Genomic DNA, 15,298 nt, shown 5'->3' on the forward strand with positions numbered 1-15,298 from the left:
CCCTTATTCGTAAAACGTATTTAACAGAAGAGTGATTTATGGCTGCAACCAAGCCTGCTTTTAGCCCTCCGGGGAAACATGGTGACAAGATTTTCAGCGCGCTGGTCCGACTGGCTGCGCTGATTGTGCTATTGCTGCTGGGCGGCATTATCGTGTCCCTGATTTTCTCCTCCTGGCCGAGCATCCAGAAATTCGGTTTCTCCTTCCTGTGGACCAAAGAGTGGGACGCGCCAAACGATATCTACGGTGCGCTGGTGCCGATTTACGGCACGCTCGTGACCTCGTTTATCGCCCTGCTGATTGCCGTTCCGGTGAGCTTTGGTATCGCCTTGTTCCTGACGGAGCTGGCGCCTGGCTGGTTGCGACGCCCGCTGGGTATTGCGATTGAACTGCTGGCGGCGATCCCGAGTATCGTTTACGGCATGTGGGGCCTGTTCATCTTTGCGCCGCTGTTCGCGACCTACTTCCAGGAGCCGGTGGGGAATATCCTCTCCAACATTCCATTTGTGGGCGCGCTGTTCTCCGGTCCGGCCTTCGGGATTGGTATTCTGGCGGCAGGCGTAATTCTCGCCATCATGATTATTCCGTACATTGCGGCGGTCATGCGCGATGTCTTCGAACAAACCCCGGTGATGATGAAAGAGTCGGCCTACGGGATCGGTTGCACCACCTGGGAAGTGATCTGGCGTATCGTCCTGCCGTTCACCAAAAATGGTGTTATCGGCGGTATCATGCTGGGCCTCGGGCGCGCGCTGGGTGAAACCATGGCCGTGACCTTTATCATCGGTAACACCTACCAGCTCGACAGCGTTTCGCTCTATATGCCGGGCAACAGTATCACCTCTGCGCTGGCGAATGAGTTCGCCGAAGCGGAATCTGGGCTGCACGTGGCGGCACTGATGGAGCTGGGCCTGATTCTGTTTGTTATCACCTTTATTGTTCTGGCGATCTCCAAGCTGATGATCATGCGCCTCGCAAAAAGTGAGGGGGCACGCTAATGACGACTCTCGAAATGCAATCCACCGCTGAACTGGCTGAATCTCGCCGCAAAATGCAGGCGCGCCGCCGCATGAAGAACCGTCTGGCGCTGACGCTGTCGATGGCAACGATGGCGTTTGGCCTGTTCTGGCTGGTGTGGATCCTGTTTTCTACCATTACGCGCGGCATCGACGGGATGTCGATTGCCCTGTTCACCGAAATGACGCCGCCGCCGAATACGGCGGGCGGTGGCCTGGCGAACGCCCTGGCGGGCAGCGGGTTGCTGATCCTGTGGGCGACCGCAGTCGGTACGCCGCTCGGGATCATGGCGGGGATTTATCTGGCGGAATATGGCCGTAAATCCTGGGTCGCGGAAGTGATTCGTTTCATCAACGACATCCTGCTCTCTGCGCCGTCTATCGTTGTCGGTCTGTTCGTCTACACCATTGTGGTAGCGCAGATGGAGCACTTCTCCGGCTGGGCGGGCGTGATTGCGCTGGCGCTGCTGCAGGTGCCTATCGTTATTCGTACCACCGAGAACATGCTGAAACTGGTGCCGGACAGCCTGCGCGAAGCGGCCTACGCACTCGGCACACCGAAATGGAAAATGATTTCGGCGATCACGCTGAAAGCGTCGGTCTCGGGGATCATGACCGGTATCCTGCTGGCAATTGCGCGTATTGCGGGTGAAACCGCGCCGCTGCTGTTCACCGCGCTCTCCAACCAGTTCTGGAGCACGGACATGATGCAGCCCATCGCCAACCTGCCGGTCACTATCTTTAAATTTGCGATGAGCCCGTTCGCGGAGTGGCAGCAGCTGGCCTGGGCCGGCGTGCTGATTATTACCCTTTGCGTACTGTTGCTGAACATTCTGGCGCGCGTCATCTTCGCGAAGCAGAAACACGGTTAATTTTGACGGCGCGGCATCACGCGGCGCCGAATGAGGAAATGAGTCAATGAGTATGGTTGATACTGCACCGGGTAAGATCAAGGTTCGTGATTTGAACTTCTACTACGGTAAATTCCATGCCCTGAAAAACATCAACCTGGATATCGCCAAGAACCAGGTCACGGCATTTATCGGTCCATCAGGTTGTGGCAAATCCACGCTGCTGCGCACCTTTAACAAGATGTTTGAGCTGTATCCGGAGCAGCGCGCGGAAGGCGAAATTCTGCTGGATGGCGACAACATTCTGACCAATACCCAGGATATCGCCCTGCTGCGTGCCAAAGTGGGGATGGTGTTCCAGAAACCGACGCCGTTCCCGATGTCGATCTACGACAACATCGCGTTTGGCGTGCGTTTGTTCGAAAAACTCTCCCGTGCCGATATGGACGAGCGCGTGCAGTGGGCCTTGACCAAAGCCGCATTATGGAACGAAACCAAAGATAAACTGCACCAGAGCGGATACTCTCTCTCCGGTGGTCAGCAGCAGCGTCTGTGCATTGCGCGGGGTATCGCCATTCGCCCGGAAGTGTTGCTGCTGGATGAGCCGTGCTCAGCCCTGGACCCGATCTCCACCGGTCGTATTGAAGAGCTGATCACCGAGCTGAAACAGGATTACACCGTGGTGATCGTGACCCACAACATGCAGCAGGCTGCGCGTTGTTCCGACCATACGGCATTTATGTATCTGGGCGAGTTGATTGAGTTCAGCAACACGGACGATCTGTTCACCAAGCCCGCGAAGAAACAAACCGAAGATTATATTACTGGCCGCTACGGTTGATTTGCCTTAGTGCATGTGGAGAAACCATGGATAACCTCAATCTAAATAAACACATTTCCGGCCAGTTCAACGCAGAGCTGGAAAGTATCCGCACCCAGGTGATGACGATGGGCGGCATGGTCGAGCAACAACTGTCTGATGCGATCACCGCCATGCACAACCAGGACAGCGAGCTGGCAAAGCGCGTTGTTGAAGGCGACAAAAACGTCAACATGATGGAAGTGGCGATCGACGAAGCCTGCGTTCGTATCATCGCGAAACGTCAGCCGACGGCGAGCGACCTGCGTCTGGTGATGGCGATCATCAAAACTATCGCCGAGCTGGAGCGCATTGGCGACGTGGCGGACAAAATCTGCCGCACCGCGCTCGAGAAGTTCTCCCACCAGCACCAGCCGCTGCTGGTGAGCCTGGAATCGTTGGGCCGTCATACGGTGCAGATGCTGCATGACGTGCTGGATGCGTTCGCGCGTATGGATCTTGATGAAGCGGTGCGTATCTACCGTGAAGACAAGAAGGTCGACCAGGAGTATGAAGGCATTGTGCGTCAGCTGATGACCTACATGATGGAAGATCCGCGCACCATTCCGAGCGTCCTGACCGCCCTGTTCTGTGCACGCTCTATCGAGCGTATCGGCGACCGCTGCCAGAACATTTGTGAATACATCTTCTACTTCGTGAAGGGACAGGATTTCCGTCACGTGGGCGGGGATGAGCTGGACAAGCTGCTGGCGGGGAAAGACCCGAAAGAGTGATCCGCTGAAAAAAGCCCGGTAGCGCGACGCTTGCCGGGCCTGAAAAACCACGGATTTGTAGGCCGGATAAGCGCGAGCGCTGTCCGGCTTTTTTCATTAACGCGTAATATCCCACCCACGCGCTTTCCACAATTCCGGCAACTGCGCCAGATCGGTAAAGGTCGTCACTTTTGGGTGGCTGATCGGTTTGTTATGCGGATCGGCACAGAAGTAAAACACCTCCATCCCTGCATCAATCCCGGACTGCGCGCCTGCGCTGGAATCATCCACCAGAATGCAATTTTCAACGTTCACGTTCATCGCTTTCGCGGCGTGGAACATCAGGGCCGGATCGGGCTTCCAACGCTGGATATCGTAGCCGCTGAACAGTTTTTCCGGGAAATGGTGCAACATTTCAAGCTTGCCGAGGGAGTGCTGCATTTTGCTGACCGGGCCGTTTGACACCACGCACATCGGCACAGCCATCGAATCCAGCAGGGCGTTTGCCCCGGCGATGACCTCCAGTTCCGAGTCGAAAAGGCGTGCGACCTCGGCGCGGTAAACGGGTTCTAAGTCGGCCTTCGCCAGACTGACGCCGTGCTCAGCGTTGATAATGTCGATGATCTCGTAGAGTTTGACGCCTTTGAAGCGCTTGAACGTCTCTTCAAGATCGAGCGTAATGCCGAATTCCTGGAACATGCTGACATACGCACGGGAACAAATGACCTCACTGTCGACCAGCGTACCGTCGCAGTCGAAAAATACCGCTTCAATTCCGGACATGCCTTTCCCTTTTAACAAGTTTAACGTTTACGTAATGCAATTTGCGGGACGCAATCGTTGCCGTATAAGCAAAATCAATGAAAAAAAGTCGCTCGCAAACGCGCCTATTGTCGCATTTTGGTATAGGATAGCGACGGATTTTTCCCTCCTTGTTCGGAAACTGATGATGAGCCAACAACACACTACCCAGACATCTGGTCAGGGTCTGCTTGAGCGCGTGTTTAAACTGCGCGAGCACGGCACAACGGCACGCACTGAAGTGATCGCCGGTTTTACCACCTTCCTGACGATGGTTTATATCGTTTTTGTTAACCCGCAGATTCTGGGCGTGGCTGGCATGGACACCAGCGCGGTCTTCGTGACCACCTGTCTGATCGCTGCACTCGGCAGCATCCTGATGGGCGTGTTCGCTAACCTTCCGGTTGCACTGGCACCGGCAATGGGTCTGAACGCTTTCTTCGCATTCGTGGTTGTGCAGGCGATGGGTCTGCCGTGGCAAGTGGGTATGGGCGCCATCTTCTGGGGTGCGGTAGGCCTGCTGCTGCTGACCATTTTCCGCGTACGTTACTGGATGATTGCCAATATCCCGGTGAGCCTGCGTGTCGGTATCACCAGTGGTATCGGTCTGTTTATCGGTATGATGGGGCTGAAAAACGCGGGTGTGATCGTCGCTAACCCGGAAACCCTGGTGAGCATCGGTAACCTGACCTCACACAGCGTGCTGTTGGGCGTGCTGGGCTTCTTCATCATCGCGATTCTGGCATCCCGTAATATTCACGCCGCGGTGCTGGTCTCTATTATCGTGACCACCCTGTTCGGCTGGATGCTGGGTGACGTGCATTACAACGGCATCGTTTCTGCACCGCCAAGTGTGACAACAGTGATTGGTCACGTCGATCTGGCAGGTTCGTTTAATCTGGGCCTGGCGGGTGTGATTTTCTCCTTCATGCTGGTGAACCTGTTCGACTCCTCCGGTACCCTTATCGGTGTGACCGATAAAGCGGGTCTGGCGGATGAGAAAGGCAAATTCCCGCGCATGAAACAGGCGCTGTATGTGGATAGCATCTCGTCTGTTGCCGGTTCTTTCATCGGGACCTCTTCTGTTACGGCGTACATTGAGTCCTCATCCGGCGTCTCCGTCGGTGGCCGTACCGGTCTGACCGCCGTCGTCGTGGGCCTGCTGTTCCTGCTGGTGATCTTCCTCTCTCCGCTGGCGGGGATGGTTCCACCGTACGCGGCTGCTGGCGCACTGATTTACGTTGGCGTGCTGATGACGTCGAGCCTGTCGCGTGTGAAGTGGGAAGATTTAACCGAAGCGGTTCCGGCGTTTATTACCGCTGTGATGATGCCGTTTAGCTTCTCCATCACCGAAGGTATCGCTCTGGGCTTCATCTCCTACTGCGTGATGAAAATCGGTACCGGTCGTTTCCGCGAACTCAGCCCATGCGTGATCGTGGTGGCGCTGCTGTTTGTGCTGAAGATTGTATTTATTGACGCGAAATAAACAAAAAGCCCTTTCCCGCCGGGAAAGGGCTGATTCCCTTACGCTTTAACCCGCTGAATATACTCTCCAAACGCGGTCAATTGACCGGTCAGATGATCCAGCGTGCTCTGATCCACCACTTCGCCCGTCTGCGTATCCACTTTGTTCTGAATCACGCCGCCCATAAATTCCGGCTTGTTCATCACCATTGCATCCAGGAACACCAGAATCTGACGCAGATGATACTGGCAGCGTGCGCCGCCAATCGCGCCCATGGAGCTGGTCTGGATCAGCACCGGCTTGCCGGAAAGCGGCTGCTCAGGTAAACGGGAAAGCCAGTCGATTGCATTCTTCAACCCGCCCGGCACCGAATAGTTGTACTCCGGCGTCACAATGACCACGCCATCGGCCTGGCGAATTTGCTCAGCCAGCGCTTCAACGCTTTGCGGGAACCCTTCTTCCTGCTGAACATCGGCGTCATACAGAGGAATATCGCCGATCGATGGCAGCGCGGAGACCTCCATTCCTGCCGGTGCCAGCTTAGGCAACGTGCGGGCAACCATCCCGTTAAATGAACCTTTGCGCAGGCTTCCCAGTAACGTAACAACTTTCAACGTATCAGACATGATTACTCCTTTTTCATCATGATGGCCCATCAGCGGGTCAGTTAAGGGTAAGTGCTTTTTCTGCCGGTAAACTGGTTAATCTCATCAGGCGCGCGGCGGGTTCGTTGGCGCGCGCTGGAACATCAGGAAGGCTATGCCATCCGTGTCGGCTGTCAAATTCCCAGATCTTCAGGCGCTCAATCGCAGGGGTGACGGCAATCGACCAGATCAGCACGTCTTCGGCGTCGCTGAGGGCCTCCACGCGCGCCGCTTTGGTTGCGCGCAGGCGTCCTGAACCGGGGAGCAGCTGGAGCAGGCTGGCGTCGTCTGCCGCACAGCCGGAGAGCTTTTGAATACTCTGACGCAAGGTAATGAGCTGCGCTTTAGCTTCGTTGGGGTCGTTTTGATTACGCACCCACAGCTTTTCATTGCTCGATAAAGGATAGGCGTCGTGCGCGTGAGGGCCGTGGAAACCGCGAGTCGCGCGCTGGAGTTCCATATCCAGTCCGCAATCGCCTTCCGTTGTAAGGGCCACGCCAACAATATTTCCCGTGTAGGCGATGGAAAAACGCGGTAGCGCCGGGTCAGCAAAAACAGGGCGGCCTTCAGGCTGGGTGATCATCTCCGGCAGTTCGCTGGTGCCGTAGAGCATAAACAGCAGCTCGGACAGTAACGCCCTGGAGGCCAAAAAGCGCGAGCGTCGGTGATCCGGAAGCTTGCGCGCCTCGTTGTGGCAGGAAGAGGAGAGTCTGACAGACACCAGTCGTCCTTCGGTCAGGATCCCTCTTGCAAAATGCGTTGCCATTTTTCGCTCCATGATAATGGTCAGAGACAGGTTAAACGGTTACATGATTATCGCTTAACTGAGCCTCTCTTTTAATGGGTAAATCCACTAATGAGAAGCCCGGGGACCGAACTTTACATTTTTAGAGGGAAAAATCGGATCTCTGGCGCAGAGAATCGCAGTACAACGCTTTGATCGTCTCTTTCAGCCAGATGATTTTCGGGTTGTGACTGTTGCGCTTATGCCAGATCAGGGTGAAAGGTACGTTGAGCTTTTCGGCCTGCGCGTCGTCGATGGGAATGGGGCGACTCACCAGCTTACGCTGGTGGAGCTGATTGTAGTGATGGCAGTAGTGCGGCGCGGTGGCAATATAGTTGTGGTCGGGTTGTGCTGCCATAAACATCGACTGCTCAAAGCCCGGCAGGCTCAGGGCAATGTTGCGCTCGCGGCCCATCTCTTTCAGCACTTCGTCCAGCGCCCAGGTGTCGCTGCGCTCCCAGAAGATGCTGATGTGGGGGTAGCGTAAAAAGGTGTCGAGATTCCACTCTTCCTGCAGCGCCGGATGGTCTTCGCGCAGATAGACGCACGGGCGGTCGCTAAAGAGGATTTCGTGGTCGATAAACCACGGGAGCAGCTTTAACAGTTCGCGCGAGCGAGGATGCGTTTCGCGCCCGGTAAAACCAATATCCACCTCGCCGCGCGTGATGGCATCCAGCGAGTCGTAATCCCAGTGACGCATCCGCACGGTGGCCTGCGGATAACGCTGATTCACCTGCTCTAACAGAGCGTTAAAGCGAATCAGCATCAACGGCGTTTCCGCCGCCAGCTCGAATTTCAGCCCGCAGGGGGAATCGTGGTGGGGTTTATCCAGGATCTGATTGCCAATCTGCATCCAGTCCGTCAGATCTTGCTCAAGACTCACCGTTAGCGGCGTGGGCAGCAGGCCCAGCGGCGTTTTCACAAACAGCGGATCGTCAAACCAGTCGCGCAGTTTCGCCAGCGATTTACTGACCGCAGACGGCGTGACGTTCATCCGTTTTGCTGCTTTCGTGACGCTGCGTTCCTGCAGCAACAGCTGCAGGCACAGCAGGAGGTTAAGATCGAGACTGCTGATGGGCTTCTTCATAGTGCGCTGCGGGCCGTATCGCCATGATTAACAGAATGCAGACCATGCTACAGCCAATCAGAATCCCGATCAGCATATTCAGCGCATTAAGACCTATCACCGCCGCCAGCCAAATCCACAGGGATGAACCGCACACCTGAGCGATACCGAGCGCAGAGCTGGCCACACCGGCGCGCAGGGAGAACGGCCCCAGCGCCTGACTCATCGCGACGCCAAACCCTACCGAGAAACCGGCGCAGATCAGGGTAATCCCCGCCAGCATAATGGCGTGGGAACTTGCGGTCGCCAGCACCACACCGGCCATCAGGAACAGGATCTGCGAGGTCAGCATCAGGCTGCGCTGGCTGAAGACGTTAAGGGCGAACGGTGTCGAGAATGAGACCGCCATGCTGACCATTGCCGTTAAGGCCATTACCGAGGAGTATTCCCCGCGATCAAAGCCCATGGTTTCCATCAGTAAAACCGGGGAAACGTTTACATAGGTGAGGATTACCACGACGCTTAAGGTGGTGATCAGCAGACGGCTGATGAAAAAGCGGTTCAGGAGCTTTTCGGCCGGGTGAATCGTCGCGGCATTCCCCGCGTGATGCGAGCCAGGATGCGTCTCTTTCAGCACGGTGATAGAAAGGATAAAGACCAGCAGGCCCATCACCGCCATCGTCCAGAACAGGCTCTGCCACGGCAGTTTGAGCATAATCAGATAACCGATCACCGGAGCCAGCACCGGAATAATGCAGGTGATACCGTTAAGCATCGAAAGCACCTTCGCGCGGCGCTGCGCACTCAGGGTATCGCGCAGAATGGCAAACGCGACCACATAACAGCCGCCCGCCCCAATGCCCTGAATGAAGCGCCCGGTCAGGAACAGCGTGCTGTCCTGCGCCATTGAGCAGAGGACCGAAGCCAGGGCGAAAATCACCGCACCGGTAATCGCCACCGGCTGGCGCCCGGCTTTGTCGGCAATCTTACCGGCAAATACCATCGACGACGCCATCCCTGCCAGATAGGCGGAAAACGCGATATGCAATTGCGCTTCACTGGCCCCCAGATCCTGCGCGATGTGCGGCAGGCCGACCAGATACATATCAATGCCCGATGGATAAAGCAGAACCAGTGCAAAACTACAAAACAGAAAACGCGCCATAAACCCCCCATGATCGGCAGGCTGGAAGCATAGGGGGAGAAACGGGAAGAAGCGAGTTGCCATTTGGACAAAGGTGATTTCCCAGGAGGAAATCACCTTTGAGGTGGGAGGTTATTTCCCGATACAGAAGCTTGAGAAGATGCGGCCCAGCAAATCGTCGGAAGTAAACTCACCGGTAATTTCACTCAGGCTCTGCTGCGCAAGACGCAGCTCTTCCGCCAGCAGTTCACCCGCCCAGGCACCGAGCAGCTGTGCTTTGCCCTGATCGAGATGATTAGCCGCTTGTTCCAGCGCCTGGAGGTGGCGGCGACGGGCCAGGAAACCGCCTTCCATGCTCGTATCAAAGCCCATGCTCTGTTTGAGATGGTTACGCAGGTCATCAACGCCTTCGCCGGTACGCGCCGACAGACGGATGAGTGAGTGACCATTCACATCGCTCAGCCCCAGCGTTTCACCTGTTTTGTCGGCTTTGTTACGCACCACGGTAATCGGTAGTTTGGCGGGCAGACGGGCGATAAAGTCCGGCCAGATTTCAGCGGGATCGACGGCGTCGGTGGTGGTTCCGTCGACCATAAACAGCACGCGGTCAGCCTGCTCGATCTCCTGCCACGCACGCTCGATACCGATGCGCTCCACTTCGTCGCTGGCGTCGCGCAGACCGGCGGTGTCGATAATGTGCAAGGGCATACCGTCGATATGAATATGCTCACGCAGTACGTCGCGGGTCGTGCCGGCAATATCCGTCACGATCGCCGCTTCGCGGCCCGCCAGGGCGTTCAGCAGGCTCGATTTCCCGGCGTTAGGGCGACCGGCGATAACCACTTTCATCCCTTCGCGCAGCAGGCTGCCCTGTCGCGCTTCGGCGCGCACGGCGTCGAGATCGGACATGACGCTGTTCAACTGCGCTTCGATTTTACCGTCGGAGAGGAAGTCGATCTCTTCATCGGGGAAGTCGATGGCAGCTTCCACGTAGATTCGCAGGTGAGTGAGTGCTTCCACAAGATGGTTCACGCGTGCGGAAAATGCGCCCTGCAGGGAGTTCAGGGCAGAACGTGCCGCCTGTTCAGAGCTGGCGTCGATCAGGTCAGCAATGGCTTCGGCCTGTGCCAGGTCGAGCTTGTCGTTGAGGAACGCACGCTCGGAGAACTCGCCCGGCTTAGCAATACGCAGGCCCGGCAAGGTCAGAATACGTTTTAACAGCAGGTCGAGGATCACCGGACCGCCGTGGCCCTGCAGCTCCAGTACGTCTTCACCGGTAAAGGAGTTCGGACCTGGGAACCAGAGCGCGATGCCCTGATCCAGCGCGGTACCGTCTGCATCTTTAAACGGCAGGTAGTCGGCGTAACGGGGCTTTGGCAGTTTGCCCAGCACGGCTTCGGCCACCTCGCGCGCCTTGAGGCCGGAGATACGCAGAATGCCTACACCACCGCGTCCCGGTGGGGTTGCCTGGGCGACGATCGTGTCGTTATGGCTCATGGGATGTCTCGTCAAATACAAATAAAAAAGGCGGTCAAATGACCGCCCTTATTTTAGCGTTCTCTTACCGAATCAGGATTTTTTCTTTTCGCGGCTATGCAGGCCACGTTTTTCCAGACCACGGTAGATCAGCTGCTGCTGGATGATGGTCACCAGGTTGCTGACGATATAGTACAGCACCAGACCTGACGGGAACCACAGGAAGAACACGGTGAAGATGACCGGCATGAAGGTCATGATCTTCTGCTGCATCGGGTCGGTCACGGTGGTTGGCGACATCTTCTGGATGAAGAACATCGTCACGCCCATCAGGATCGGCAGGATGTAGTACGGGTCCTGTGCAGACAAGTCATGGATCCACAGAGCAAATGGCGCGTGGCGCAGCTCAACGGAACCCATCAGCATGTAGTACAGCGCAAGGAAGATTGGCATCTGAATCAGCAGCGGGAAGCAACCACCCAGTGGGTTTACTTTCTCTGCTTTATACAGGGCCATCATTTCCTGGCTCTGACGCTGTTTATCATCGCCCAGACGCTCACGCATCGCCGCAATCTTCGGCTGCAGCATACGCATCTTCGCCATGGAGGTGTACTGCGCTTTGGTCAGCGGGTACATGATGCCACGAACGATGAAGGTAATAACGATAATGGAGAAGCCCCAGTTACCCAGGAAGCTGTGGATCCACTTCAGCAGTTTGAACAGCGGCTGAGAGATGAACCACAACCAACCGTAATCTACGGTCAGATCCAGATGCGGTGCCACGGCTGCCATTTTGTCCTGAATTTCAGGACCGACCCACAGGGTGCTGGCCAGTTGACCTGTTTGACCAGGCTGAACCAGAACCGGCTGCGATTTGTAGCCGATAGCCGCAATACCATTGCCCAGATTCGCAGTGTAGAAGTTGTTGGTACCGTTGTTATTTGGCACCCACGCTGTCGCGAAATACTGTTGCAGCATCGCAACCCAACCGCCTTTAGCACTGACGTTCAGGTTTTCGTTATCGGCGATGGTGTCGAATTTGTATTTCTCGTACTTGGTATCTGGCGTGGAGTACGCCGCGCCACGGAAGGTGTGCAGCGCAAAGTTGCTGCTTCCGGTGTCACGGTGAGACGGCAGATTGATGGACTGCTTCAGCTGACCAAACGTGGAAACTTCCAGTGGTTTCTCACTGGCGTTCTGCACGTTATAGCCCACATTCACCGCATACTCACCGCGTTTCAGGGTGAAGGTTTTGGTGAAGGTGTTGCCCGCGGCGTCAGTGTAAGTCATCGGGATCGCGAGTTCGTTCTGACCATCAGCCAGTACAAAGGTGTCACTGTCGACGTTATACAGCGGACGAGCGCCATTAGCCGGATTGTCCGGGCCATCACGACCGGTCAGACCGCTCTGAGCCTGATACAGGAACTCAGGCGTCGTTTCCAGCAACTGGAACGGCTCGTTTGACTTCAGCTCTTTCGGGTAAGTCAGCAGCAGTGCCTGCTCAATATCGCCACCACGGGTGTTGATAGTCAGCTCAAGCACATCGGTTTTCACCGTAATCTGCTTCCCTTGGCCACTGGCCGGTACGCCCTGGTCGGCGGCGCTACCCGCTACGGTGGTCGTTGTCTGCGTGGTCTGTTGCGGCTGTGGTTGAGGATTTTTATCCTGCTCCCATGCCTGCCAGATCATGAAAGACACGAACAACAAAGCGATGACTAAAAGATTGCGTTGCGAATCCATCGTTAGTGTTCTCTGGTATCAAATGGTCCGGGTGGGACGGGGTCGTCACCACCAGGGTGTAAAGGGTGGCATTTTAATACGCGTTTCACCGTCAACCAACTGCCTTTTATCACTCCAAACCTGCGCAATGCCTCAATTCCGTAGCTGGAACAGGTTGGAGTGAAACGACAATGCGGCCCGAGCAGCGGACTGATCAGGCGCTGATAGACCCGAATACAGGCTATCAGGACCCTTGAGCCAGGCGACAATGGCGGCGCCATAGTTTTTCCAACGCTTCCGAGAGAGCACGGTTATCGAGGTCGGCAACCCCTTTTTTAGCCACCACCACGAAATCCATTGAAGGCAGTTCATGTTGACGTAAACGGAAGCTTTCACGCGTCAGACGTTTAATCCGATTGCGTTCATGCGCACGCTTAACGTTTTTCTTGGCGACAGTTAGACCGATGCGGGGATGCCCCAGCGAATTTTGGCGGCCGAGGATGGTGATTTGCGGCGTGCCAGCCCGTTGTGGCTGCTGGAAGACGAAAGTGAAATGAGTGGGAGTTAACAAACGTAACTCCCTGGGAAATGCTAGCTTAACCACCAGGGGTTAGCTTTTATTACTTAGAAACGGTCAGACGAGAACGGCCTTTAGCACGACGACGTGCCAGAACCTGACGACCATTTTTATTAGCCATACGAGCACGGAAGCCGTGAGAACGGTTGCGCTTCAGTACAGACGGTTGAAAAGTGCGTTTCATGGCGATTTCTACCTAAACTTGAATAAATTCACTGACTTTCGCGTATACCCGAACGATTATCGAACGACTAACGCCTCAGCGTGGGTGATTAAAGAGGCCGGATTGTAATAATTGTACACTCCGGAGTCAATTCTCTTTCCTTATTTCCCGCGTATTTCCGCACGATTTCGTGTGGAAAATGAGCAGCGTCCCGCGCGGAGGACGAGCATCACGCGCCGGGTGGGGGATTATACGACCTCCCAACCAAAGCGCAAGGATCGTCCAGGATCATCATTAGATCTTTTAAGCAAAAAATTGTCTGTGCTCATTAATTTTTCCAATATGCGGGCTAAATCGTGGGGCACTCCCTCCAGGATCGTTTACACTTACCCGGTTTCGGATCTTCCTGTGGATAAATCGGGAAGAATCTGTGAGAAACAGAAGATCTCTGGCTCAGTTTAGGCTATGATCCGCGGTCCTGATCGGGATCCAAAGGGGTCTGGTCAGGTAAAAATTGCAGATAGCAATTCGCACGTCACCCTTTGCACAGGGTCTTGTCGACGTGTGCCAACAATCACGAATATTCAGTATCTTTCTTTTATTGTTCGAGTGGAGTCCGCCGTGTCACTTTCGCTTTGGCAGCAGTGTCTTGCCCGATTGCAGGATGAGTTACCAGCCACAGAATTCAGTATGTGGATCCGCCCGTTGCAGGCGGAACTGAGCGATAACACGCTGGCTTTGTATGCGCCAAACCGTTTCGTGCTCGATTGGGTAAGGGATAAATACCTAAATAATATCAATGGATTGCTCAATGATTTCTGCGGCACTGATGCCCCGCAGCTGCGTTTTGAAGTCGGTACTAAACCGGTCACGCAAACCGTCAGAGAGACGGTAAACGTGGCGGCTCCGGCCCAGATTCACGTCCCGACACCGCGCATTATTCAGCCCGCGCGTTCTGGCTGGGACAACGTTCCGGCTCCGGCTGAACCCACCTACCGCTCCAACGTTAACGTGAAGCACACCTTCGATAACTTCGTTGAGGGTAAATCGAACCAGCTGGCCCGTGCGGCGGCTCGTCAGGTTGCGGACAACCCAGGCGGCGCCTATAACCCGCTGTTCCTGTATGGCGGCACGGGTCTCGGTAAAACTCACCTGTTACACGCGGTGGGCAACGGCATTGTGGCGCGTAAGCCCAATGCGAAAGTGGTGTATATGCACTCCGAGCGCTTCGTTCAGGACATGGTAAAAGCCCTGCAAAACAACGCGATCGAAGAGTTTAAACGCTACTACCGTTCTGTTGATGCGCTGCTGATCGATGACATCCAGTTCTTTGCGAATAAAGAACGATCCCAGGAAGAGTTTTTCCACACCTTCAATGCCCTGCTGGAAGGTAACCAACAGATCATTTTGACCTCGGATCGTTACCCGAAAGAGATCAATGGAGTTGAGGATCGTCTGAAATCCCGCTTCGGCTGGGGCCTGACCGTGGCGATCGAGCCACCGGAGCTGGAAACCCGCGTTGCGATCCTGATGAAAAAAGCCGATGAAAACGACATTCGCCTGCCGGGTGAAGTGGCGTTCTTTATTGCGAAGCGTCTGCGCTCAAACGTGCGTGAACTCGAAGGCGCACTGAACCGCGTGATCGCCAACGCCAACTTTACTGGCCGGGCGATTACCATCGATTTTGTGCGTGAAGCGCTGCGCGATCTGCTGGCGTTACAGGAAAAACTGGTCACTATCGACAATATTCAGAAGACCGTGGCTGAGTACTACAAAATCAAAGTGGCAGATTTGTTGTCTAAACGTCGTTCCCGCTCGGTGGCGAGACCACGTCAGATGGCGATGGCGCTGGCGAAGGAATTAACCAACCACAGTCTGCCGGAAATCGGCGATGCGTTTGGTGGCCGTGACCATACGACCGTGCTGCACGCTTGTCGCAAGATCGAGCAGTTACGCGAAGAAAGCCACGACATAAAAGAAGATTTCTCCAATTTAATCAGAACATTATCATCGTGATGCT

General features: G+C 55.4%; 16 protein-coding genes. 6 read left to right on the top strand and 10 right to left on the bottom strand.

Annotation, left to right across the window (positions count from 1 at the left end):
• Positions 1–38: 38 nt before the first annotated feature.
• From pstC to phoU, 4 genes are read left to right on the top strand one after another with little or no spacing between them, the layout of a single operon-like run.
• The gene (pstC, locus tag C0560_RS00150; RefSeq protein WP_100778290.1) at positions 39–998 is read left to right on the top strand and encodes a phosphate ABC transporter permease PstC; all 960 of its coding nucleotides are present in this window, start codon (positions 39–41) and stop codon (positions 996–998) included.
• Entirely contained in the window at positions 998–1,888 is an 891-nt protein-coding gene (gene pstA / locus C0560_RS00155) for a phosphate ABC transporter permease PstA (RefSeq protein ID WP_100778289.1), read from the top strand. Before pstC ends, pstA begins: the two co-directional genes overlap by 1 nt.
• Before the next feature lie 46 nt (positions 1,889–1,934).
• Positions 1,935–2,708 carry a phosphate ABC transporter ATP-binding protein PstB gene (gene pstB / locus C0560_RS00160; protein ID WP_100778288.1) on the top strand — a complete coding sequence of 258 codons (774 nt, stop codon included), beginning with the start codon at positions 1,935–1,937 and terminating at the stop codon, positions 2,706–2,708.
• Between the two features lie 26 nt (positions 2,709–2,734).
• Entirely contained in the window at positions 2,735–3,460 is a 726-nt protein-coding gene (gene phoU, locus C0560_RS00165) for a phosphate signaling complex protein PhoU (protein WP_095284109.1), read from the top strand.
• Between the two features lie 96 nt (positions 3,461–3,556).
• Here phoU and yieH read toward each other — a convergent pair whose 3' ends face one another.
• On the bottom strand, positions 3,557–4,222 hold the full coding sequence (gene yieH, locus C0560_RS00170) for a 6-phosphogluconate phosphatase (RefSeq protein WP_123429750.1): 666 nt from the start codon (positions 4,220–4,222) through the stop codon (positions 3,557–3,559).
• Between the two features lie 166 nt (positions 4,223–4,388).
• Here yieH and adeP point away from each other — a divergent pair, with 166 nt between their 5' ends.
• On the top strand, positions 4,389–5,726 hold the full coding sequence (adeP, locus tag C0560_RS00175; protein ID WP_142503673.1) for an adenine permease AdeP: 1,338 nt from the start codon (positions 4,389–4,391) through the stop codon (positions 5,724–5,726).
• Between the two features lie 38 nt (positions 5,727–5,764).
• On the opposite strand, the gene C0560_RS00180 is transcribed toward adeP, so the two are convergent.
• The 9 genes from C0560_RS00180 to rpmH all read right to left on the bottom strand — a co-directional run bounded on the left by C0560_RS00180 (position 5,765) and on the right by rpmH (position 13,299).
• Positions 5,765–6,331 carry an NADPH-dependent FMN reductase gene (locus tag C0560_RS00180; protein ID WP_102105123.1) on the bottom strand — a complete coding sequence of 189 codons (567 nt, stop codon included), beginning with the start codon at positions 6,329–6,331 and terminating at the stop codon, positions 5,765–5,767.
• A 37-nt stretch (positions 6,332–6,368) separates the two neighbouring features.
• Positions 6,369–7,115, bottom strand: coding sequence for a 4'-phosphopantetheinyl transferase superfamily protein (locus tag C0560_RS00185; RefSeq protein WP_100778285.1), 747 nt, complete (start codon positions 7,113–7,115; stop codon positions 6,369–6,371).
• Positions 7,116–7,236: 121 nt separating this feature from the next.
• Positions 7,237–8,220, bottom strand: a complete 984-nt coding sequence (gene yidZ, locus C0560_RS00190) for an HTH-type transcriptional regulator YidZ (protein ID WP_100778284.1) — start codon at positions 8,218–8,220, stop codon at positions 7,237–7,239.
• Positions 8,189–9,364, bottom strand: coding sequence for an MFS transporter (locus C0560_RS00195; protein ID WP_248859376.1), 1,176 nt, complete (start codon positions 9,362–9,364; stop codon positions 8,189–8,191). The genes yidZ and C0560_RS00195 overlap by 32 nt, the downstream gene beginning before the upstream one ends.
• Before the next feature lie 111 nt (positions 9,365–9,475).
• Entirely contained in the window at positions 9,476–10,840 is a 1,365-nt protein-coding gene (gene mnmE / locus C0560_RS00200) for a tRNA uridine-5-carboxymethylaminomethyl(34) synthesis GTPase MnmE (RefSeq protein WP_095284122.1), read from the bottom strand.
• A 72-nt stretch (positions 10,841–10,912) separates the two neighbouring features.
• Positions 10,913–12,559, bottom strand: coding sequence for a membrane protein insertase YidC (yidC, locus tag C0560_RS00205; protein ID WP_123429747.1), 1,647 nt, complete (start codon positions 12,557–12,559; stop codon positions 10,913–10,915).
• 2 nt (positions 12,560–12,561) lie between these two features.
• Positions 12,562–12,819, bottom strand: a complete 258-nt coding sequence (gene yidD, locus C0560_RS00210; protein ID WP_100778281.1) for a membrane protein insertion efficiency factor YidD — start codon at positions 12,817–12,819, stop codon at positions 12,562–12,564.
• Positions 12,783–13,142 carry a ribonuclease P protein component gene (gene rnpA, locus C0560_RS00215; protein ID WP_095284128.1) on the bottom strand — a complete coding sequence of 120 codons (360 nt, stop codon included), beginning with the start codon at positions 13,140–13,142 and terminating at the stop codon, positions 12,783–12,785. The genes yidD and rnpA overlap by 37 nt, the downstream gene beginning before the upstream one ends.
• Before the next feature lie 16 nt (positions 13,143–13,158).
• On the bottom strand, positions 13,159–13,299 hold the full coding sequence (rpmH, locus tag C0560_RS00220; RefSeq protein ID WP_003023858.1) for a 50S ribosomal protein L34: 141 nt from the start codon (positions 13,297–13,299) through the stop codon (positions 13,159–13,161).
• Between the two features lie 600 nt (positions 13,300–13,899).
• Between rpmH and dnaA the strand changes: the two genes are divergently transcribed.
• A complete protein-coding gene (dnaA, locus tag C0560_RS00225) occupies positions 13,900–15,294 on the top strand; it encodes a chromosomal replication initiator protein DnaA (RefSeq protein ID WP_100778280.1) in 1,395 nt (464 codons plus the stop codon).
• Positions 15,295–15,298 lie beyond the last annotated feature (4 nt).

Origin of the sequence: Lelliottia sp. AC1 (assembly GCF_023278595.1) — a bacterium.
Taxonomy (GTDB): domain Bacteria; phylum Pseudomonadota; class Gammaproteobacteria; order Enterobacterales; family Enterobacteriaceae; genus Enterobacter; species Enterobacter nimipressuralis.